The sequence below is a fragment of the Variovorax multivorans genome (assembly GCF_051216835.1).
Classification (GTDB): domain Bacteria; phylum Pseudomonadota; class Gammaproteobacteria; order Burkholderiales; family Burkholderiaceae_C; genus Variovorax.
Window position 1 is genome coordinate 167,914 of sequence record NZ_JBPJZL010000013.1, and the last position, 20,779, is coordinate 188,692.

Sequence of the window (20,779 nt, forward strand, 5' to 3'; positions counted from 1 at the left end):
GCCGCTTCGGAGAATTGCCGGATGACCCCTTCATCCTTCTCCACAGCGGCACTCGTCGCACTGGCTTGCGCGCTCGGCGCCCCGTCGATCTCCGCGCAGATCGCGCCCAAAGCGCCCGAGCCTTCCACGCTGCAGGCCAACGCCGACATGGCGAAGACGCTGCCTTTCGCCAACCGGCAGGACTTCGAGGACGCGATGCACGGCTTCGTCGGCACCGTGCCCGACGCGCTGGTGCCCGGCAGCGGCACACGCCCGGTGTGGAGCATGAAGCCCTACGACTTCCTGAAGGCAAACGAAGCGGCCGACACCGTCAACCCGAGCCTATGGCGCCAGGCCCAGCTCAATGCGATCCATGGCCTGTTTAAGGCGACCGACCGCGTCTACCAGGTGCGCGGCTTCGACATCGCCAACATGACCATCGTCGAAGGCGACAGCTCGCTGATCGTCATCGATCCGCTGCTGGCCGCCGAAACCGCGCGCGCCGCGTTGGCCCTCTACTACCAGCACCGCCCGCGCAAGCCGGTGGGCACGGTGATCTACACGCACGGCCATGCGGACCACTTCGGCGGCGTGAAAGGCGTGATCGACGAGGCCGATGTGAAGGCCGGCAAGGTGCAGGTGCTCGCGCCCTCGGGCTTCATGGAAACGGCCGTGGCCGAGAACATCCTCGCGGGCAATGCGATGAGCCGGCGCTCGCAGTACCAGTTCGGCACGCTGCTGCCGCCGGGTGCGCGCGGGCAGGTCGACACGGGCCTGGGCAAGGCGCTGGCGCGCGGCACCATCTCGCTGATTGCGCCCACGGCCACCATCGACAAGCCGACCGAAGAGCGCACCATCGACGGCGTGCAGTTTGTCTTCAAGCTCGTGCCGGGCTCCGAGGCGCCGTCGGAAATGATCATGTACCTGCCGCAGTTCCGCGTGCTCAACATGGCGGAGGACGTGACGCACAACATGCACAACCTCTACACCATCCGAGGCGCAGAAGTGCGCGACGGCAACCTGTGGTCGAAGTACATCGACGAGGCACGCGTGGCCTTCGGCGACAAGACAGACGTGCTCATCGCCCAGCACCACTGGCCCACTTTCGGGGGTGAGCGCATCGTCGACCTGCTGAAGAAGCAGCGCGACATGTACAAGTTCATCAACGACCAGTCGCTGCGCCTGCTCAACCAGGGCTACACGTCGGCCGACATTGCAGAAACGCTGCGCATGCCCGCGAGCCTGGAGCAGGAGTGGTCCGCGCGCGGCTACTACGGCACGCTGCGGCACAACGCCAAGGCCGTGTACCAGAAGTACCTGGGCTGGTACGACGCCAACCCCGCCAACCTGAACCCGCTGCCGCCGGTGGCTTATGCGAAGAAGACGGTCGAGTACATGGGCGGTGCAGACGCGGTGCTGGCGCGTGCGCGCGAAGACTTCAAGAAGGGCGAGTTCCGCTGGGTGGCCAGCGCGATGAGCCAGCTGGTGTACGCCGACCCGGCCAACCGCGCGGCCCGCGAGCTGGGTGCCGACGCGCTCGAACAGCTGGGCTACCAATCGGAGGCCGGCACCTGGCGCAGCGCGTACCTTGTGGGCGCGATGGAGCTGCGTAACGGCGTGCCGAAAATTCCGGGCGGCAACAGCTCCAATGCCGACACGCTGAAGGCGGTGAGCAACGACCTGTTCTTCGACTTCCTCGGCGTGCGGCTCGATGCCGCCAAGGCCGAGGGCAAGAAGATGGTCATCAACTGGAACTTCACCGATTCGAACCAGCAGTTCGTGCTGACGCTGGAGAATTCCGCGCTCACGCACATCGCCGGCCAGCAGCCGGGAGCCGATGCCACGATCACGCTGAGCCGCGCCACGCTCGATGCGGTCACGCTGAAGGAGACGAGCTTTCCTGCTGCGGTGCTGGCGGGCAAGGTGAAGATCGATGGCGACCGGGCGAAGCTGGGCGAGTTGCTCTCGATGCTTGATACCTTCGAGCCGATGTTTCCTGTTGTCGAGCCGCGGAAGTAAGAGTTCGGGGTGCGTGCGAATGACACCGGGTACTCCCCTCCGCGAATGTCCCCCGGCCTTCGGCCTCCTCCTTTATTTCGCTGCGGGGAGCACCCGATGCCATTCGCACATGGGCGCAGCGCTTGTGTCGGCGGTTCAACCGCTGCGCTGAACGATCACGTCGATGGGGTGCCTTGCGCAGCGAAATAAAGGGGGAGGCCGCAGGCCGGAGGACATTCGCGGAGCAAGGTACCCCGTCGGCGTGAGCGCGCCCTGAACAACAAGCCTCAGCCAAAGAACCAATAGCAGACCGCGACAGCCGCCACCACGCCTGCCAACTCTGCCAGCAACGCACAGGCCACGGCATGCCGCGCTCTCTGGATGCCAACGGCGCCGAAGTACACGGCCAGCACGTAGAAGGTGGTTTCGGTGCTGCCCTGGATGGTGGCGGCCACCAGTGCGGGGAAGCTGTCGACGCCCTGGCTCTTCATGGTCTCGATCAGCATCGCGCGCGCCGCGCTGCCCGAGAAGGGCTTGACCAGCGCGGTGGGCATGGCGTCGACGAAGCGCGCGTCGAAGCCGCCCGCGTTCACCAGCCAGCGCAGGCCGTTCAACGCGAAGTCGAGCGCGCCCGAAGCGCGCAGCACGCCGACCGCGCACAGCATCGCGACGAGGTACGGCAACAGGTTCTTCGCGATGTCGAAGCCTTCCTTCGCGCCTTCGATGAAGCACTCGTACACCTTGATGCGGCGTATCGCCCCGGCCAGCAGGAACACGACGATCACGCCGAAGAGCGTGAGGTTGCCCAGCAACGAAGACAGCGACGCAATGGCCGCCGCCGACAGCGTGCCCAGCAGCGCCATGAAGCCGCCCAGCAGCAGCGCGCCCGGCAGCATGTAGGCCAGCACCACCGGATCCCACAGCCGCAGGCGCTGCGCCACCGCCACCGACAACAGCCCGACCAGCGTCGAGGCGCTGGTGGCCAGCAGGATCGGCAGGAACACCAGCGTCGGGTCGCCCGCGCCCTGCTGTGCGCGGTACATGAAGATGGTGACCGGCAGCAAGGTCAGCGACGAGGCATTAAGTACAAGGAACAGGATCTGCGCGTTGGTGGCCGTTATCGGATCGGGGTTCAGCCGCTGCAGTTCGCGCATCGCCTTCAGGCCGATGGGCGTGGCGGCGTTGTCCAGCCCCAGCGCGTTGGCCGCGAAGTTCATGGTGATGAGCCCGAGCGCTGGGTGCCCCGCCGGCACGCCCGGCATGAGGCGCCGGAACAGCGGCCCCAGCAGCCGCGCGAGCCAGCCGACCAGCCCCGCGGCCTCGGCGATGCGCAAAAAGCCCAGCCACAGCGTGAGCGTGCCGAACAGCAGCATCATCACCTCGACCGCCAGCCGCGCCATCGCGAACAGGCTCTCGACCAGCGCCGCGAACACGGTCGGGTCGCCGCCGATGAGCCACCGCCCCAGCGCCGCCAGCGCCGCCACCCCGAAGAAACCAAGCCACAAGCCGTTGAGCACGCTTCTTTTCCTTTTGTTTCGCTTCGATGATAGGGCCGCCATACAGGCCCGCCGCGAGCTACAGTTCGGGCCATGCGCGCCCTCATCGCCCGTCGTTTTGCCGCCTGCCTGAGCGTCCTGGCGGCCATTTGGCTCACCGGCTGCGTCAGCCTGCCGCCACCCGAGCCGAAGGCGAACGTCACGGCGTTCACCGACGTGGCGCAGACAGAACTCGGGCAACTGGCGGCCAAAGACGCGCCAGGCGATTCCACTGCGCTCTCGGGCTTCCGGCTGCTGCCCGAGGCGGCGTTTGCCTTCGATGCCCGCATCTCGCTTGCGCGGCATGCCGAGAAGTCGCTCGACGTGCAGTACTACCTGGTGCAGCGCGACGACATCGGCCTGCTGTTTTTGCGCGAACTGCGCGAGGCCGCAGCGCGCGGCGTGCGGGTGCGCCTGCTGGTGGACGACCTCTACACCGGCGGCGAGGACGAGCTGTTCGGCACGCTCGCGGCCTTTCCCAACGTGGAGGTGCGGCTGTTCAACCCGCTGCCTTCGCGCGCCAGTTCGCTCGGCACGCGGCTGCTCATGTCGCTGACCGACTTCGGCCGCATCAACCACCGCATGCACAACAAGCTGCTGGTGGCCGACAACAGCTTTGCCGTGTCGGGCGGCCGCAACATCGGCAACGAGTACTTCATGCGCAGCACGGCCGCGAACTTCATCGACATGGACGTGATTTCCAGCGGCCCGGTCGTGCGGCAGATGTCCGAAGGTTTCGACCGCTACTGGAACAGCTCGCACGCATGGCCCATCGAGCGCATCGCGCCCCTGCGCGGCATGACGCGCGAGGCGGCGCAGCGCCGCTTCGACGAAATTGCGCGCACAGCCGTGCCCGACGTGCCCATTCGCCCGCGCGACGTGCTCAACAAATCGCCCGTGGGCGAGCAGCTCATCACCGGCAAGCTCGACCGCTACTGGGCGCCGGCAACGCTGTTCATCGACGACCCCGACAAGATCACGCGCAAGGCCGACGAGGCCTACATCGGCAGCGTGACCGAAGGCGCGCTCAGCGTGATCAACGCCACGCGGCGCGAGGTCGTCATTGCCTCGCCGTACTTCATTCCGGGCCCCAAGGGCATGGAGGAGATGCGGGCGTGCATCGACAAGGGCGGACGCATCACGGTCGTGACCAACTCGCTGGGCGCAACCGACGAGCCGCTGGCCTACGCGGGCTACGAGCGCTACCGCGCCGACATGCTGAAGATCGGCGTCACCATCTTCGAGATTGCGCCCACGCTCAGCGGCAGTTCGGGCCGCTTCGGCGACTTCGGCAAGTCGATCAGCCGGCTGCACGCCAAGCTCGCCATCGTCGACAACGAGCGCTTCTTCGTCGGCTCGATGAACCTCGACCACCGCTCGGCCGCCGTCAACACCGAGATCGGCCTGGTCATCGACAGTCCCGAGCTGGTGCAGGACTACAACAAGCTCATGTCGGGCGAGCGCGTGAACCTCGGCTACCGGCTGCGGCTCGGGCCCAACGGCCGGCGCGTGCAATGGCTGGAGTACGACGACGCTGGCGGCGACATCGTCCACGAGGACGAGCCCGGGGAGTTCCTCTGGCTGCGCTTCAAGAACTGGCTGCTGCTGCCCATCGTGGGCGAAGAGCTGCTGTAGCGAAGTAGCCGCCGCTGTCATCCCAGGTGGTGAGTGAGTGCGTTACATTCCTCGAAAGAATGTGAGTTTTTGTCACTAACGCATTACCTCCTGGAGACTTCGATCATGACCGTTCCCGTGCCGCGCGAGTCGATTGCGCCGCTTTCCACCAGCCGTCGGCGTGCGCTGACCGGGCTGGCCGCAGCAACCGCCGTCGCGGGCCTTGGTTTTCCGGCGCTCGCGCAGAACCGGCCGGTGCGCATCGGCACCACCTTCGACAACAGCAGCGTCGAGAAGGCCAACGGGCAGGGGCTGTTCCAGGGTTCGAGCGCGTTCTTCAATGCGCTGAACAAGGCGGGCGGCATCAACGGCACCAAGGTCGAGCTCGTGATGGCCGACGACACCTTCAAGCCCGACGTGGCCAAGGCCAACGCACTGGCCTTCGAGAAAGACAGCTCCGTGCTCGCGCTGCTGCACCCGCTGGGCACGCGCCAGACGGCCGAGGTGATGGACGCGGTGCCCGGCATGGCCGTGGTCGGCCCGATCACCGGCACGATCGCGCTGCGCAAGAAGGCTTCGCCCAACACCTTCTGGGTGCGCGCCAACTACGACCAGGAAGTCGACAAGCTCGTGAGCACCGCCGCCGTGCTGGGCCAGAGTCGCATCGGCCTCGTGCATTCGAACGACCCGCTGGGGCAGTCGGTGCTGGCAGCCTTCAAGAACGCGCTGGCCAAGGCCAAGCTGGAGCCGGCGGTGATTGCGACCACGCCCAACACCACCAGCATGGAAGTGGGCCCCGCCGCCGAGGCGATCGCCAAGGCCAAGCCGCAGGTGGTGGTGGTCGGGCTGGCCGGCACGGCGCCGGTGTTCCTGAAGGCGCTGCGCGAGGCGGGCAACAGCAGTTCGGCCTATGGCCTGTCGATCACGGCCAGCGCGCTGTCGGCGATGGGCGACCTGGCCAAGGGCCTGGGCTTCGTGATCGTGGTGCCCTCGCCGTACTCGACCAAGTTCGAGATCGTGCGCCGCTACCAGGCCGACATGGTGGCCAATGGCGTCAAGGACTTCTCGCTCACGAGCCTGGAGGGCTACCTGAACGCTGCTGTGCTGGCTGAAGGCATGCGCCGCGCCGGTGGTTCGCTCACGCGTGCGTCGGTGATGTCGGGGCTGGCGAGCATCGAGAACTTCGACCTGGGCGGGGTGAAGATCAACTACGGACGCACGAACCGCGAAGGCGGGCAGTTCGTGGACGTGGCCGTGATCGGCAGCCGCGGGCAGATGCTGAGCTGAACTCTGTCAGGTTTGCTCGGCGATTCCTACGCCGAGCAAGCCTTCGAGCAGATTCCTGTCGGCCGCGAGCTCTGCGCTCGGCCCCGCATGCACCACCGTGCCGCGCTCCAGCACGATTGCCTTGTGCGTCATCTCCAGCGCCAGCACCGGATGCTGCTCGACCACGATCGACGCCAGGCCTTCCGACTCGCACAGCCGGCGGATCGCCGCGGCCAGTTCTTCCACGATGATCGGCGCGAGGCCTTCCATCGGTTCGTCGAGCAGCAGCAGCTTGGGGTTGGTCATCAGCGCGCGGCCGATGGCGAGCATCTGCTGTTCGCCACCGGAGAGTTGGTTGCCGTAGTTGCCGCGCCGCTCGCGCAGACGCGGGAAAAAGTCGTAGACGCGCTTCAGGTTCCAGCCGCCGAGCCGCGAGATCACCGTGAGGTTTTCTTCGACGGTGAGCGAAGGAAACACCTCCCGCTCCTGTGGCACCCAGCCAAGCCCCGCGCGCACGCGCTGGTGCGAAGGCCAGCGCGTGATGTCGACACCCTGCCAGCGGATCGCGCCTTGCATCACGCGGGTGTTGCCCATCAGCGTCTCGAGCAGCGTGGTCTTGCCAACGCCATTGCGCCCGAGGATGGCGAGGCTTTCGCCCTGCTGCAGCGAAAAGTCGAGTCGGTCGAGCACGACCGCGTTGCCGTAGCCGGCGGTGACCTGGTCGAAGGCGAGTGCTTCAGGCATGGTGGTGATGGCGGTGTGAGCTTCCGAGATAGACCTCGCGCACGCGCGGGTCGGCGCCGATTTCCGAAGGCGTGCCCTCGGTCAGGATGCGTCCGCCCACCAGCACCGAGATTCGGCGCGCGAAGCGGAAGACGAGCTTCATGTCGTGCTCGATGAACAGCACGCTGATGTCGGGCGGCAGCGCGGCGATGGCCTCGAACAGCTCGCCGCTCTCGTCTTCAGGCACGCCGGCAGCAGGCTCGTCGAGCAGCAGGATGCGAGGCTTGGCCGCGAGCGCGAGCGCTATCTCCAGCAGCCGCTGCTTGCCATAGGCCAGTTCGGCCACGGGCACGTCGGCGAGGCTGTCGAGCCCGAGCGTGCCGAGCAGTGCATGCGCCTCGTCGAACACCGCCGTGCAGCCCTTGAGCGGCCGCCACCACGTGGCGCCCAGCCCTTCGCGCTCGCTGATCGCCAGCACCACCGACAAGAGCGGCGTGAGGCTGGGGAACAGCGTGTTGATCTGGAAGGTGCGCGCCAGGCCCATGCGCGCGCGCTTGTCGCCAGGCAGGCGGGTGATGTCGCGATCGCCCATGTGGATCGATCCGCTCGTGGGCTTGAACACGCCGGTCAGCAGGTTGATGAGCGTGGTCTTGCCCGCGCCGTTGGGGCCGATCAGCGCCTGCCGCGCGCCGGGTTCGAGCGATAGGTTCACATCGCTCACGGCCTGGAAGGCGCCGAAGCGGATGCCCAGGCCGTGCGTGCGCAGCGTGTGCGTGGTGGTCGTGGAGCTCATCGCGCCTTCCCCGTGCGAACGAAACGCGAGAGCGCCCCCATGATGCCGCCGCGGCCCAGCATGACGGCCGCAATAAGGAAGATGCCGAGCCAGAACATCCAGTACTGCGGGTTCATGTCGGCGAACCAGTCGTGCACCAGCATGTAGACGATGGCGCCGATCATCCCGCCGTACAGCCGCCCCGTACCACCGAGCACCAGGATGATGAGCACTTCGGCCGAGCGGTTGAAGCCGATCGACTCGATGCCGACGAACTGCGTGGTCTGCGCCAGCAGCGCGCCCGCCACGCCTGCCACCGCGGCCGAGAAGGCATAGGCCATGCGCAGCCGCGCCTCCACTGGCGAACCGATGGCCGTCATGCGCTTGCGGCTGTCGTGAATGCCGCGCAGCGCCAGGCCGAAGGGCGAGCGCAGCACCAGCCGCACGAGCAGGAACATCGCGAGCACGACGCCGAACGCATAGCCGAATGCGGTCTTGCCGTAGAGGTCGAAATCGAAGAGGCCGAGCACTGGCGCGATGACCACGCCCTGCAGCCCGTCGGTGCCACCGGTGAGGCCCGAGAGCCGGTTGACCAGTTCGTACAGCAGCACGCACACGCCGATGGTGATCATCAGACGCGTGAGGTCGGCGCCGCGCACCACGAGGTAGCTCAGTGCGTAGCCCAGCAGGCCGCTGACGACCAGTGCGAACAGCAGGCCGGTGAAGGGTTCGCTCCAGCCGTACTTGGCAAGCAACCCGGCTGCATACGCGCCCGCGCCGAAGAAGGCTGCGTGGCCCACTGTGAGGATGCCGGCGTAGCCCAGCGCCATGTCGAGCGACACGGCGAACAGGCCGAAGATCATGATCTGGCTCATCAGCGTGAGCTTGTCGGGCAGGAGGAAGAAGCTCGACGCGAGTGCCAGCCAGAAGGCGATTTCGGCGATGCGCAAATGCGTGGGGGAGATCGTTACGGGTTTCATCCTGGGTGCCCTGCTCGTTGAGTTTCGGGGCGCGTGCGAATGACACCGGGTACTCCCCTCCGCGAATGTCCCCCGCCTTCGGCTCCTCCTTTATTTCGCTGCGGGGAGCACCCGATGCCATTCACACATTGAGCCCGGCTGTCGTGCCGGCCGATCAGCCGCTGCGTCCAACGATCACGTCGATGGTGTGCTCTGTGCAGCGAAATAAAGGAGGAGTCCGAAGGACGGGGGACATTCGCGGAGCAGAGCACGCCGTCGGCGTGATCGCTCCCCGAACAAAGCACGCTGTACATCACGCGATCCCCTTCTTCGCAACGATGCCGTTCGGCCGCACCAGCAGCATCACGATCATGAAAACGTAGATGAGAAAGGCGCCCGCCTCAGGCAGGTAGTACTTGCCCGCCACGTCGACGATGCCGACCAGCAGCGCCGCAATGAACGGCCCCGTGACGGTGCCCGCACCGCCCACGCACACCACCATCAGGAAGTACACGAGGTACTTGAGCGGGAACGACGGCTCCAGCCCCAGCATGCCCAGGCTCAGCGCACCGCCGAGGCCCGCGAGGCCGCAGCCGAGAGAGAAGGTCAGGAAGAACAGCCGCTGCACGTTGATGCCGGTGCCACCCGCCACGCGCTGGTTGTCGACCGCCGCGCGTACCATCGCGCCGTAGCGCGTCTTGCCCAGGCCCAGCAGCAGCGCGGCCAGCACGGCCACGCCGCAGACGATCAGGAACAGGCGGTAGCGGCCCACTTCGAGGCCCAGCAGCGACATCTGCCCGTCGAGCGCCGGCGGCAGCGTGAAGGGCTGCATCGTCGGGCCGAAGAAATACGTGAAGGCGGCGATCGAAACGAACACCACGCCGATCGACAGCAGCACCTGGTCGAGCGGGTGCGCGCGGTACAGCCGTCGGTAGAACGCGAACTCCAGCACCGCGCCCGCAACGGCAGCCGCCACGAAGGCCGCCGCCAGCGAGAGGCCGAAGCCCAGGCCGAAGTGGTTCATCAGCACGCTCGCGGCGTAGCCGCCCACCATCGCGAAACTGCCGTGCGCGAGGTTGACGAAATTCATGAGCCCCATCGTGATGGACAAGCCCACGCCGATGAGAAACAGGAGCATGCCGTAGGCCACTCCATCGAAGATCACGATGCCCATGAATTTCCTGCTGGCTGACGACGAACTGGCTGGCTTACTTGGCTGCGGCTTCCTTGGCCGGGTCCTTCACGCGGTCGAACTTGTCGAACTCGACGTTCACCAGCTGGCCGTTCACACGCTCGGTCTTGCGGATGTAGACGGTCTGCACGATGTCGCGCGTGGCGGGGTCGATCTCGATGGGGCCGCGCGGGCTCTCGAAGCTCAGGCCCTTGAGGGCGTCCATGAACTTGTCACCGCTGGCGTCGCCCTTGGTCTTGGCCAGTGCGAGGTCGATGGCGGCCATGGCGTCGTAGGCCGTCACGGCGAAGTAGCTCGGGCGCAGCTTGGCGCCGTTGTCGGCGGCGAAGTCTTTCACGAACTTCTGGTTCTTGGGCGAGGGATGCGCGAACGAGTAGTGGTGGCTGGTGACCAGGCCCAGCGCCACGTCGCCGGTGGCGTCGAGGTAGCTGTCGTCGGTGGCTTCGCCCGTGGCGTAGAGCTTGATGCCGGCCTGCTCCATGCCGCGTTCCTTCCACACCTTCAAAAAGGCCGGCGGCATCACGCCCGAGGGGAAGAAGAAGAACACGGCCTGGGGCTTGGCGTCCTTGATGCGCTGCACGTAGGCCGAGAAGTCGGGGTTGTTCATCGGCGTGCGCACTTCGCCCGAGACCTTGCCGCCGCCGGCGGTGAAGGTCTTCTTGAAGGCGGTTTCTGCGTCGACGCCCGAGGCGTAATCGGCGACCACGGTGTAGGCGTCCTTGATGCCTTCCTTGAGCATGTAGCGCGCCATCGGGTCCGTCACCTGCTGCACGGTGAACGACAGGCGCGCCACGTAGGGCGAGCTGGTGGTGATGGCCGACGATGCCGCGTTCATCACGATCGTCGGAATCTTCGCCTGCGTGGCGATGGCGCCCACGGCATATGCGTTGGGGCTGAAGTCCAGGCCGGTGAGCACGTTCACCTTGTCGCGCACGATGAGCTCCTGCGCGATGCGCTTGGCGGCGTCGGGTGCGGGGCCGGCGGTGTCCTTCTTGATGATCTCGACAGTGCGGCCGCCCACCTTGCCGCCGTGTTCCTTCAGGTAGAGCGCGATGCCGGCGTCGAACTGGCGGCCGTAGTCGGCGTACGGGCCCGAGTAGGTGGCGATGAGGCCGATGCGCAGCGGCTCGTCGGCGGCGTGCGCCGTGGCGCCCAGCAGGCCGAAGCCGGCGAGCAGCAGGGTCGAGAGGATGGTTCTCTTGGTCATCGTTGGGTTCACGGGAAAACGCCTTTCAGGTGGAGTGGATGCGCCACGTCGGCGCCGCTGTCATGTAACCGAATATGCAAACAAAGCGGGCGATGATGCCCGAGCCGTCCTTCAAATCTGGGTATCGGGCACGCGGACCCTGAGGCCATCGAAGGCTGCGGTCACGCTGAGCTGGCAGCTCAGGCGCGAGCCGGACCTGCGCTCGGACGCGACGGCTTCGAGCAGCGCGCTCTCCATGTCGTCGGGCGGCGGCAGCAGGTCGATGAAGGCGTCGTCCACGTAGACGTGGCAGGTGGCGCAGGAACAGCAGCCGCCGCATTCGGCGTCGATGCCGCGCACGTTGCCGCGGATGGCGGTCTCCATCACGCTGGCGCCGACCTTGGCGTCGACCTCGCGCGTGGTGCCGTCCTTGAGGATGTAGTGGATCGTGGGCATGGTTTTCAGAACATGTCGAAGTACTCGCGGTGTTCCCACTCCGAGACTTCGAGGTTGAAGCGGGCGATTTCCGCTTCCTTGATGTGGCAGAGGTAGTCGATGAAGACTTTGCTCATCTGCGTGTTGAGCATTTCGTCTTTGCGCAGGCAGGCGAGGGCGTCGCTCAAGGAGCGAGGCAGTTGCTCTGCCGGCGTTTCGTACGGCGCGTCGGCCGAGGGACCGGGGTCGGTCCTGTTGCGGATGCCGTCGAGGCCGGAGAACAACTGAGACGCCAGGTACAGGTACGGGTTGGCCGTCGGCTCGCCCACGCGGTTCTCGATGCGCGAGGCGCTCTGGCCCACGCCGCCGAGCACGCGCAGCATCGCGCCGCGGTTGTCCTTGGCCCAGATCGCCCGGTCGGGCGCGAGAGAGAAGGGGCGGTAGCGGCGGTAGCCGTTGATGGTGGGGCTTGCCAGTGCCGCGGCGCCGCAGGCATGCGCCTTGAGTCCGCCGAGGTAGTGCATGCCGATCTCGCTGAGGGTCTGGCCCTCGGCCTCGGGCATGAAGGCGTTGACGCCGTCGCTCTTGCGGCGCAGCGACTGGTGCAGGTGCCAGCCGCTGGACATCACGTTCGGAATCTTCGGGCGGCACATGAAGGTGGCGTGCAGCCCGTTGCGCTGGCAGATCTGTTTGATGGCGCTGCGCAGCAGCACCATGGTGTCGGCCGGCATCACGCCGGCTGTGGGGCCGAAGGTCAGCTCGAACTGGCTCGGGCCGAATTCGATTTCGAGCGATCGCAGCGGCAGGCCGAGCGCGATGAGGTTGGAGCGCAGCAGTTCCATCAGCCCGTCGACGCGGTCGTAGCGCAGCTCGGTGAGGTACTGGTGGCCGTGCGACAGCAGCGACACGCGCGGCGGTTCGCCGGGCTGGCCCGAATCGGCCAGGCCCATGCGGGCGTCGTCGAGCTTGAAGACGTGGAACTCGACTTCGAGGCCGGCGATGAAGTCCAGACCCAGCTCGTCGAGCTGGCGCACCGCGCGCTGCAGGATCTGCCGCGTGGCGAAGGGGCAGGGCTTGCCGTCGGCCATGTAGGCGTCGCACATCACCCAGCCGGTGCGTGGCGACCACGGCAGGATCTTGAAGGTGGCGGGGTCGGCCACGATGGTGAAGTCGGCGCCGCCCTGCAGGCCCTCGATGGCGAAGCCGCCGCCTTGCGTGAACACCGGGAACACGGTCTTGTGCGAGGTGTCCTTGGCGAGCAGCGTGGAGGTGAGGTTCACGCCTTCCCACAGGGCAGAGCGTGCCTCGGTGGCGACGAGCGTCTTGCCGCGCAGGATGCCGTGCTGGTCGGGCCAGGCGAAGCGCACGAGGTCGACCTCGCCGCTGTCGATGCGACGCACCAGCTCCCTGGCCTGTGCGTGCTGGTCGTCGGACCAGAGGCCGAAGCGGTCGACGAATGTGTGGCTGCTGCTCATGGCGTGCGTGCTCAGGCGGCGAGCCGTGCGGAAGCCCAGTCGGACTTCAGGCGGCGTGCGCGGTCGGCGTCTTGCCAGTAGGCCTCGGTGGCTGCCTCGTCGCTGACGTGGCCGATGCCGTCGATGGAGGGCGGGCCGGTCATCGCGCTGGCTTGTGCGGCGTCGATCAACATCGGCGCGCTCTCGCCGGCCAGCGTGGCCTCGATGGCCTTCATCAGCACGCGGCGGTAGGCAATGATGCCCTTGTCGGTGCTGCCCAGATGCTCGCGCGTGCGGTCCTGGATGGCGCCTTGCGACTCCACCGCCCACTGGTCGTGCACGTTGATGTCGTCGCCCATGCCGGTGTAGGTTTCGGTCAGCTGCTCTTCGATGCTGTAGCCGTAGTTGTTGCGCTTGTTCTTGCGCGAGGTGTAGTCGGGCAGCTCGTAGAGCTTCAGGCGCTGGTCGCGCATCTGCTGCTTGTCGACCGGGCCGGTGAAGCTGGTGAAGATGGCGTACCAGTAGCAGTGCGTGTCGTCCACCGGCACGTGCCATTGCGAGATGGTCATCTCGGCGCTCATCGGGATCACGAAAGCCTGCGGGAACACCACGTTGGTCACGCGCACGTGGGTGGTGTCTTCCGACAGCTTGCGCAGCGCCTTCAGGCGGAAGCCGTAGTCGGTGGGCTCCACGCTGATGTCGGGCCGGTCGTATTCGCGCAGCACCTTGGTGATGGGCATGTCGGAGTCGGCCGATGCGCCGCGGAACTGCTTGCCGTAGCTCCCGGAGGTGTCTTCATCCTCGAAGAAGCGGTGCAGGTACGAGGCATGCGCGGGGTCGATGCCCACTTCGAGCGCCTGCAGCCAGTTGCATTCGAACAGGCCCTTGAACGCGAAGGTGTGGCTGTCGGGCGCGACGAAGCAGTCGAACTCGGGGAAGGCGGGAGGCTCGCCCTCGCCGATGTACGCGAAAACGACGCCGGCCTTCTCGACCACCGGGTAGGCCGACTGCTTGATACGGCTGCACAGCTTGCTGGTGGCGGGCTCGGCGGGGGTTTCGAGGCAATTGCCCTTGGCGTCGAACAGCCAGCCATGGAAGGCGCAGCGCAGGCCGCCGTTTTCGAGCCGGCCGAAGGCAAGGTCGGCGCCGCGGTGCGGGCAGTCGCGGTCGAGCATGCCGAGCTGGCCGTTCTCGTCACGGAACAGGACGAAGTCCTGCCCCATGAGCTTCACGGGCTTGACCGGGCGCGGGCCCGCCAGTTCGTCGGCCAGGGCCACCGGCTGCCAGTAGCGGCGCAGCAGCTTGCCGGCGGGCGCGCCGGGTCCGACGCGGGTGATGAAATCGTTCTGCTCTGCGCTGATCATCGTGCGGGCTCCATCGTGGGGACTGTGGAAAGAGGCTTGCAGCTATTGCATGCAACTGTATGCATTGTCTTGGTGATCCTCGATCCTGGTCAAACTTTCATCTGCGATTTCGCCTCGATTCGGGGCCGTGAGAGGCAAAAATCAGGGTAAACGCTGAGGATGCTGTCAGTTTTTGACACTTGTTGTGAAGATGTGCATGCAACAAGCGAGCCAGGATAAATATGCTGCGTGCAGTGTCGGGCTCGTCTCCTAGAATCCGCCGATGGACTCCCAACAATCCCGCGTGCTCGTGCAACTGCGCGACTTGATCCTCAAGGGCGAATTCGTGCCCGGAGAGCGGCTGGCCGAGATCCCGCTCGCCGAGAAGCTCGAAGCCTCGCGTACCCCGGTGCGGCTCGCGCTGGCCAGCCTGGAGCACGAAGGGCTGATCGAGCAATCGCCCAGCGGCGGCTACCAGATGCGCCGCTTCACCTCGCAGGAAGTGGCCGACGCCATCCGCGTGCGCGGCGTGATCGAAGGCTTCGCCGCGCGCCTGCTGGCCGAAGACGGTGCATCGCGCCAGCTGCTGCGCGACCTGAAAGAGTGCCTGGAAGACGGCGACCGGGCCGTGAACAAGCCCAGCATGGAGATCGACGACTACGCGGCCTACGTCGAAATGAACGACCGCTTCCACAAGCTGATCGTCGAAGGCTGCGGCAATCTCGCGCTCAAGCGGGTGATGGACATGCTGGGCGGCCAGCCCTTTGCCGCTCCGAGCGCGATGCTGCCGATGCAGTCGTCAATGGAAGAGGGCCAGCAATGGATGCGGCAGGCGCACCGCACGCACCACGCAATCGTGCAGGCCATCGAGCGCGGGCAGGGCTCGCGGGCGCAGGCGCTGGGCGAGGAGCACGTCGAGATCGCGCGCATGAACCTCGATTACGCGCTCGAGCGGCCGGAGCTGGCTGCCGAGCTGATGCCGGGCATCCGCCTGGTGTCCAAGGGTCGGGGCGCCTGAGATCGGGCAAACCGGCGCGTCTGTATAAGACTGGCTGGTATTTCGGCATTCACGCCGTCTGCCCAGCGACGGGCGAGACTAGAATTTCCGGCATGAGTGCCACCGCCCCCGCCAAGACCTCGTTCAAGGAACAGATGCTGCAGGCCCGCGAGGAGGCCATCGTGCAGACCGCGAACCGCCTGCTCGCCGAGAAGGGCTTCGAATCGATGACGGTCGACGAGGTGGCTGCAACGGTCGGCATCGCCAAGGCCAGCCTCTACAAGCACTTTCCCAGCAAGGAAGATCTGGCTGCCGCCGCGATGGTGCGCATCATGCAGCGCACGCTGGATTTCCTGGCCGCGGTGCCGGCCGAGGACAAGCCCGTCGACAAGCTGCGCGCCGTGGTGCGCTGGGTCATGCAGATGCAACTGGCCGGCGAGATGCCTTCGCTGCCGCACCAGAACTCGAGCCTGCGCGCCGCGCTGATGAGCAACCGCGGTTACCTCGACCGCCTGGTCACCATCAGCGACCAGCTCGGCGGCTGGATACAGGCCGCGCAGGCCGACGGTTCGCTCAACCCGAAGCTGCCGGCGATTGCCGTGCTCTACACGCTGTTCGCACGCGCCTGCGATCCGGTGCTCGGTTTCCTGAAGGCGGGCGGTCTGCAGACAGATGAGCAGATCGTCGAGCTTGTGCTCGCAACCTGCTTCGACGGCCTGGCCGCGCGCTAACTGCTGAGCGCGCGCCGCGGCGTCACCACGGCTTCGATCGCTGCGCCGACCGCGAGCAGCCGGTGATCGGTGTTGCCGATGCTGGCCACCATCAGCCCGACCGGCGCCGTGCCCGCGTCGTGGCAGGGCACCGAGAGCGCGCAGCCGTCGAACAGGTTCACCACCGAGGGGTTGCGCAGCATGCGGCCATTGATGCGGTAGTAGGTGTCGTCATCCTTCAGAACCTCGGCGATCGGCGGCGCGATGTCGGGCGTGGTGGGCATCAGCATCGCGTCGTAGCCCACGGCGGCGGTGTTGATCGAACGGATGAACTGGCGGCGCAGCGCCTGCAGCTGCAGATAGTCGGGCGCGGTGATGGTTTCGCCGGTCTTGATGCGGGCGAGCACACGCGGGTCGTATTTGGCGGCGCCGGTCTTGATGAAGTCGCGGTGCCAGGTGAAGGCCTCGGCGGCGGTGATCATGCCGCGCGGGTTGATGGTTGGCGCCTTCGCGAACTCGGTCATCGGCAGTTCGGTGACCGTGGCGCCCGCGGCCGAGAGCTTGGCCAGCGCCGACGCGAAGGCCGCGGCCACGGGCGGCGACAGATCGTCCTGGAAGAAAGTCTTTGGCACCGCGAAGCGCAGGCCGCGCAGCGGCAGCACACGCAGCGGGCGCTGCAGTTCAGCGGCCAGCACGGCGTCGAGCAGGGCGCAGTCTTCCACCGTCCAGGCCATGGGGCCGGCCGAATCGAAGGAGGTCGACAGCGGCATCACGCCGTCGAGCGGAATGCGCCGCTGCGTCGGCTTGAAGCCCACCAGCCCGTTGAGCGCTGACGGGATGCGCAGCGATCCGCCGGTGTCGGTGCCGATGGCGCCGGCAGCCATGCCGTCGGTCACCGAGATCGCGCCGCCCGAGGTCGAACCACCCGGGATGCGGCCTGTCGCGCGGTCGTAGACGTTTTTCGGCGTGCCGTAGTGCGGGTTGACGCCCAGGCCGGTGTAGGCGAACTCGACCGTGTTGGTGCGCCCGATGATGATCGCGCCGGCGCGCCGCAGTCGCTCGACCACGAGGGCGTCGCGCGCTGCCGGCGGCTGGCCGGCCAGCACCATCGAGCCGCCGAGCGTGGTGATGCCGGCTTCGTCGAACAGGTCTTTCAGCGAAATCGGGATGCCGGCGATCGGCGAGGCGGCCGGGCGGCCGCTCTTGCGCTCGGCGTCGAGCCGCGCCGCGGTGGCGCGGGCCGTATCGGCGTGCACGCGGATGAAGGTGCGCGCGCCTTCGCCCGCGGGGTTCTGGATGGCGGCCAATGCTTCTTCTACTAGTTGGCTGCTGCTGAGGGTGCCGGCGGCGAGGCGGCGCGACATTTCGGCTATCGACAGCTGGCCCATGGCCCTGCCGGCGGTTTCGTTCGGTCCCTGGGCGAAGGCCCGTGGCCACAAGGAGAGCAGTCCAGTGGCCGCGGCGGCGCCGGCGGTCTGCTGCAGGAAGTTGCGTCGTTGTTGTTGCTGTTGCGTCATGGCGCTCTCCTCCATCGGTGAGATGGGCTCGGCCAGTCTACACAGCCGTGGTGGCGAACGCGTTGCTGGCCGTTACCGTCTGCGCGACGGTGCGGCCGGTCAGCGCAGGTCTATCAGCAGTTGGGGCTTGTAGCCTTCCTGTTCGCCGTTGCGTGCGTAGCCCAGCGGGTTGGCCACTACGCGGCAGCCGTTCTTCACATAGTCCGACGGACAGTGCAGGTGGCCGTGCAGCCACAGCTTCGCATGGGGCAGCAACTCGTCGAGCGCATTGCAGAAACCGGCCGTGCCGGGTGTCAGGCCGTAGCGCGGATCGGCACTTTCGAGGCTGGGCGCAAAGTGGGTGATGGCCACCGTGGTGCCGTCGAAAGGTTCGGCCAGCGCCTGCGTGAGCCAGGTCTGGCAGGCCAGCGCCTGGTCGCGCAACTGCGCGGAGAGGAAGAGTTCGCCGTTACGCATGGTGGCCGCTTTTTCAAGATAGAAATCGGCCGCGCGCATGGCCTTGCCGCGTTTCTTGAGCGCCTCGGCCAGGCTGTCGGTGGGTTCGGCCAGTGCGTCGAAGTCGGCCCACAGCGTGGTGCCCACGAAGCGGATGCCGTCGATCACACGGGTTTCGCGCTCCAGCCAGAGGATGTCGAGTTCCTCGCAGAGCGTGCGCAGGCGGTCGTGGGTCTCGTCGAAGTCGACGTTGTCGTATTCGTGGTTGCCCGGCACATAGACAACCGGCACCGGCCAGCCGTTGCGGGGCGAAAAGCGGCCCAGGCCGAAGTCGGTGTCGGTCAGGCGAGAGCCTTGCTGGTAGGAGCCGATGTCGCCCGCGAGGATCAGCATGTCGGCGCCCGGCACGGGCTCGGCATGGAAGCGGGGATGGGACTCCAGATGCAGGTCGGAGAGCAGTTGCAGCTTCATCGTCGGGCCAGTCTAGGTGAATTGCCCCATGCGTGAAGCGCATAAGGTTTGGCTTGATTGACTAGGGATAACCCTTATTCTTGAAACATCAACCACTCCAGCGCAGCCACGAGCCGCGCACCGTCATGTTCAGCCTCATTGCCCAAGTGGCCCGTTTCTTCCGTTCTTCCAGCGCCAACGTTCCGGCCAGCCACGCCGCTGCGCTGATGGAAAGCGCCGACATGCGCGCCGGCCGCGGAGCCCACCACGCGCAGGAACTGCGCGCCGCAGCCAGCGCCTGGCTCAGCGTCGTCCGCTAAGCAAACCCGGTCAGCCGGGCACCTTTTGCCCGAGGACCGATCCGGCAAAAGCCGCGGCTGCCGAGCGCAACAGCGCATTGCGCAGCCACTCATGTGAATGCCCATGCTGGGCGCGCCGGTGCCAGATGGCATCCACGTGCACCGGCGGCTGGTCGAACGGCAGGTCGCGCAGCACCAACTGGTCGTCGATGCCGGTCACCGTCACGAAGTGACGAGGCAGCACGGTCAGCAGGTCTGAATTGGCGACCACCCGGCCGGCCGTGAAGAACTGGTTCACCGTCACCACGATGCGCCGCTCGCGCCCCAAGGCGCCCAGCGTCTGGTCGATGAAACCGTAGGGCCTCCCCGAAAAACTCACCAGCAGGTGTCGCGCTGCGCAGTAGTCATCGAGCGTGAGGGGTGCGCTCGCAAGCGGATGGCCGCGCCGCATCACGCATACATACTGACCCAGGTAGAGCCGCTGGGTCTCGAACGGTACCCCTACCCCAGATTGCCCGCGCGCCGCGAGGCTGGCGATCACCGCCGGGAAATAGCCGACAGCCATGTCGACTTCTTCCAGCTCCAGCATGCGGCGCGGATCGCGTGTGGTCAGCGGCAGTACGCGCAAGGAGATTGCGGGCGCTTCCTTTTCGGCGATCTGCACCAGGCCCGGGATGAGCTCGGCTGCGGTGGCGTCGGCCATCGCTAATAAGAAGGTGGTGTCGGCGGTGCCGGCGTCGAACTCGCCGGGAGCCAGCGTGTGCTGCAGTTGGCGCAGGGCGTCGCGCACGGTCGGCCAGAGGGCCAGCGCCCGTGGCGTGGGCTCCACGCCGGCGCCGGAGCGGCGCACCAGCTCGTCCCCCAGTACTTCACGCAGGCGCCGTAGCGCATTGCTCACCGCCGGCTGCGTGATCGAGAGGTTGCGGGCGGCGCGCGTGAGGTTGCGCTCCGCCATTACCTCGTCGAAAACGCGAAGCAGGTTGAGGTCGAGCGTGCGAAAGTTGACGTCCATCAGTCTTGTGAATGATAAACATCAGAAAGATAAAGTGGACGAACACTGGGGTAATCCCTAATATCACTGCATCGGCCTTGTTCGCCACCACTGTTTATCACTGTCCCCAGGAGGGATGCATCATGACCAGCTTCGTTCACGTTGACCAACCTACTGTCCACCCCGGCGTGCGTCGCGCCGAAGTCCTGTTCGGCCAGATTCAAGCCGCCCGCGCCGGTGCCAATGGCGCCCGCCCGCTCGTTGCCCTGCTGATCGTCGCTATCGCGGCGGCCGTGCTGGTGGTGACCGACTCGCTCGTTTCCAACTGGAGCGAAGGCGGTCTGCTCGCTGCCTGGACTGTGTTCTGCGTCGCAGCCATCGCCTTGTTCGCGCTGTTCGCAGGCTCGGTGCGCCAAAGCAGCATCGCCGGTGCCTGGCGCGCTGCCGCCGAACGCCGTGCCGCTGCCCGTGCTGACGCTCGCTTCCTGGAAACCGCCAAGAGCGACCCGCGCGTGATGCAAGAGCTGCAGGCTGCGATGTGGCGCCAGCAATCGGAAGGCACCGTGCCTGCCGCCGAAGCCGCCAAGATCGACGCGCTGGCCCGCATGAGCGCCCGTTCGCAGGAAGTGCGCATGCCCACGCTCTATGAAGCGATGCGCCGGATGAACAGCTCGCGCTATTACTAAGTAGCGACGACTCGCTGTATGTAAGAAAGCCGCCCTCGGGCGGCTTTCTTTATGGGGGAGCCTGGTCTTCGAGGAGGTGCCTCGGAACTTGGGCGAAAAAGTTCTTGGAGGTTGATGGCACCCCCAAATCTGTCATATACTCGTGGGCTTCGCTGATGAATGCCACTGGTGTTCGAGGCAGTTGGTGCTTCTTCTGGGGCGTTGATTGTTGGCGGTGAAGAAAGTCTTCGAAAGTTGA

General features: G+C 66.5%; 19 protein-coding genes. 7 read left to right on the plus strand and 12 right to left on the minus strand.

From position 1 onward, the window contains the following. Positions 1-21: 21 nt before the first annotated feature. Positions 22-1,998 carry an alkyl/aryl-sulfatase gene (locus ACSFCA_RS28780; RefSeq protein WP_435461797.1) on the plus strand — a complete coding sequence of 659 codons (1,977 nt, stop codon included), beginning with the start codon at positions 22-24 and terminating at the stop codon, positions 1,996-1,998. Positions 1,999-2,264: 266 nt separating this feature from the next. On the opposite strand, the gene ACSFCA_RS28785 is transcribed toward ACSFCA_RS28780, so the two are convergent. After that, a complete protein-coding gene (locus ACSFCA_RS28785; protein WP_435461796.1) occupies positions 2,265-3,494 on the minus strand; it encodes a nucleoside recognition domain-containing protein in 1,230 nt (409 codons plus the stop codon). Between the two features lie 72 nt (positions 3,495-3,566). On the opposite strand from ACSFCA_RS28785, the gene ACSFCA_RS28790 reads away from it, so the two are divergent. Both ACSFCA_RS28790 and ACSFCA_RS28795 read left to right on the plus strand, forming a co-directional pair. After that, positions 3,567-5,147 (plus strand): phospholipase D family protein, encoded by a 1,581-nt coding sequence (locus ACSFCA_RS28790; protein ID WP_435461795.1) that lies wholly within the window; start codon positions 3,567-3,569, stop codon positions 5,145-5,147. 105 nt (positions 5,148-5,252) lie between these two features. Then, a complete protein-coding gene (locus ACSFCA_RS28795) occupies positions 5,253-6,413 on the plus strand; it encodes an ABC transporter substrate-binding protein (RefSeq protein WP_435461794.1) in 1,161 nt (386 codons plus the stop codon). A 6-nt stretch (positions 6,414-6,419) separates the two neighbouring features. On the opposite strand, the gene ACSFCA_RS28800 is transcribed toward ACSFCA_RS28795, so the two are convergent. The 8 genes from ACSFCA_RS28800 to ACSFCA_RS28835 form a co-directional block, all read right to left on the minus strand. Further along, the gene (locus ACSFCA_RS28800) at positions 6,420-7,136 is read right to left on the minus strand and encodes an ABC transporter ATP-binding protein (RefSeq protein ID WP_435461793.1); all 717 of its coding nucleotides are present in this window, start codon (positions 7,134-7,136) and stop codon (positions 6,420-6,422) included. Beyond that, entirely contained in the window at positions 7,129-7,908 is a 780-nt protein-coding gene (locus tag ACSFCA_RS28805) for an ABC transporter ATP-binding protein (RefSeq protein WP_435461792.1), read from the minus strand. The genes ACSFCA_RS28800 and ACSFCA_RS28805 overlap by 8 nt, the downstream gene beginning before the upstream one ends. Then, complete coding sequence (locus tag ACSFCA_RS28810; protein ID WP_435461791.1) at positions 7,905-8,867, minus strand: branched-chain amino acid ABC transporter permease; 963 nt, start codon at positions 8,865-8,867, stop codon at positions 7,905-7,907. The genes ACSFCA_RS28805 and ACSFCA_RS28810 overlap by 4 nt, the downstream gene beginning before the upstream one ends. A gap of 292 nt (positions 8,868-9,159) precedes the next feature. Then, positions 9,160-10,020 (minus strand): branched-chain amino acid ABC transporter permease, encoded by an 861-nt coding sequence (locus ACSFCA_RS28815; protein ID WP_435461790.1) that lies wholly within the window; start codon positions 10,018-10,020, stop codon positions 9,160-9,162. Positions 10,021-10,054: 34 nt separating this feature from the next. Next, the gene (locus tag ACSFCA_RS28820; RefSeq protein WP_435461789.1) at positions 10,055-11,245 is read right to left on the minus strand and encodes an ABC transporter substrate-binding protein; all 1,191 of its coding nucleotides are present in this window, start codon (positions 11,243-11,245) and stop codon (positions 10,055-10,057) included. A gap of 111 nt (positions 11,246-11,356) precedes the next feature. Then, positions 11,357-11,680 (minus strand): 2Fe-2S iron-sulfur cluster-binding protein, encoded by a 324-nt coding sequence (locus ACSFCA_RS28825; protein WP_258351925.1) that lies wholly within the window; start codon positions 11,678-11,680, stop codon positions 11,357-11,359. Between the two features lie 5 nt (positions 11,681-11,685). Further along, the gene (locus ACSFCA_RS28830) at positions 11,686-13,134 is read right to left on the minus strand and encodes a glutamine synthetase family protein (protein ID WP_435461788.1); all 1,449 of its coding nucleotides are present in this window, start codon (positions 13,132-13,134) and stop codon (positions 11,686-11,688) included. Between the two features lie 11 nt (positions 13,135-13,145). After that, entirely contained in the window at positions 13,146-14,477 is a 1,332-nt protein-coding gene (locus ACSFCA_RS28835; RefSeq protein ID WP_435461787.1) for an aromatic ring-hydroxylating dioxygenase subunit alpha, read from the minus strand. A 262-nt stretch (positions 14,478-14,739) separates the two neighbouring features. Here ACSFCA_RS28835 and ACSFCA_RS28840 point away from each other — a divergent pair, with 262 nt between their 5' ends. Then, entirely contained in the window at positions 14,740-15,474 is a 735-nt protein-coding gene (locus ACSFCA_RS28840) for a GntR family transcriptional regulator (RefSeq protein WP_093174884.1), read from the plus strand. A 92-nt stretch (positions 15,475-15,566) separates the two neighbouring features. Continuing rightward, positions 15,567-16,184, plus strand: a complete 618-nt coding sequence (locus tag ACSFCA_RS28845) for a TetR/AcrR family transcriptional regulator (protein ID WP_435461786.1) — start codon at positions 15,567-15,569, stop codon at positions 16,182-16,184. Here the strand turns inward: ACSFCA_RS28845 and ACSFCA_RS28850 are convergent. Both ACSFCA_RS28850 and ACSFCA_RS28855 read right to left on the minus strand, forming a co-directional pair. Continuing rightward, positions 16,181-17,680, minus strand: a complete 1,500-nt coding sequence (locus ACSFCA_RS28850; protein WP_435461785.1) for an amidase — start codon at positions 17,678-17,680, stop codon at positions 16,181-16,183. The two genes, ACSFCA_RS28845 and ACSFCA_RS28850, sit on opposite strands and share 4 nt — an antisense overlap. 99 nt (positions 17,681-17,779) lie before the next feature. Then, complete coding sequence (locus ACSFCA_RS28855; RefSeq protein ID WP_435461784.1) at positions 17,780-18,586, minus strand: metallophosphoesterase; 807 nt, start codon at positions 18,584-18,586, stop codon at positions 17,780-17,782. A gap of 80 nt (positions 18,587-18,666) precedes the next feature. Between ACSFCA_RS28855 and ACSFCA_RS28860 the strand changes: the two genes are divergently transcribed. Further along, positions 18,667-18,885: a hypothetical protein gene (locus ACSFCA_RS28860; protein WP_258351919.1), complete on the plus strand. Its 219-nt coding sequence runs from the start codon at positions 18,667-18,669 to the stop codon at positions 18,883-18,885. A gap of 10 nt (positions 18,886-18,895) precedes the next feature. On the opposite strand, the gene ACSFCA_RS28865 is transcribed toward ACSFCA_RS28860, so the two are convergent. Continuing rightward, positions 18,896-19,876, minus strand: coding sequence for a LysR family transcriptional regulator (locus tag ACSFCA_RS28865; protein ID WP_093056990.1), 981 nt, complete (start codon positions 19,874-19,876; stop codon positions 18,896-18,898). Positions 19,877-19,998: 122 nt separating this feature from the next. Here ACSFCA_RS28865 and ACSFCA_RS28870 point away from each other — a divergent pair, with 122 nt between their 5' ends. After that, positions 19,999-20,541 (plus strand): hypothetical protein, encoded by a 543-nt coding sequence (locus ACSFCA_RS28870; RefSeq protein WP_435461783.1) that lies wholly within the window; start codon positions 19,999-20,001, stop codon positions 20,539-20,541. The last annotated feature ends 238 nt before the right edge of the window (positions 20,542-20,779 follow it).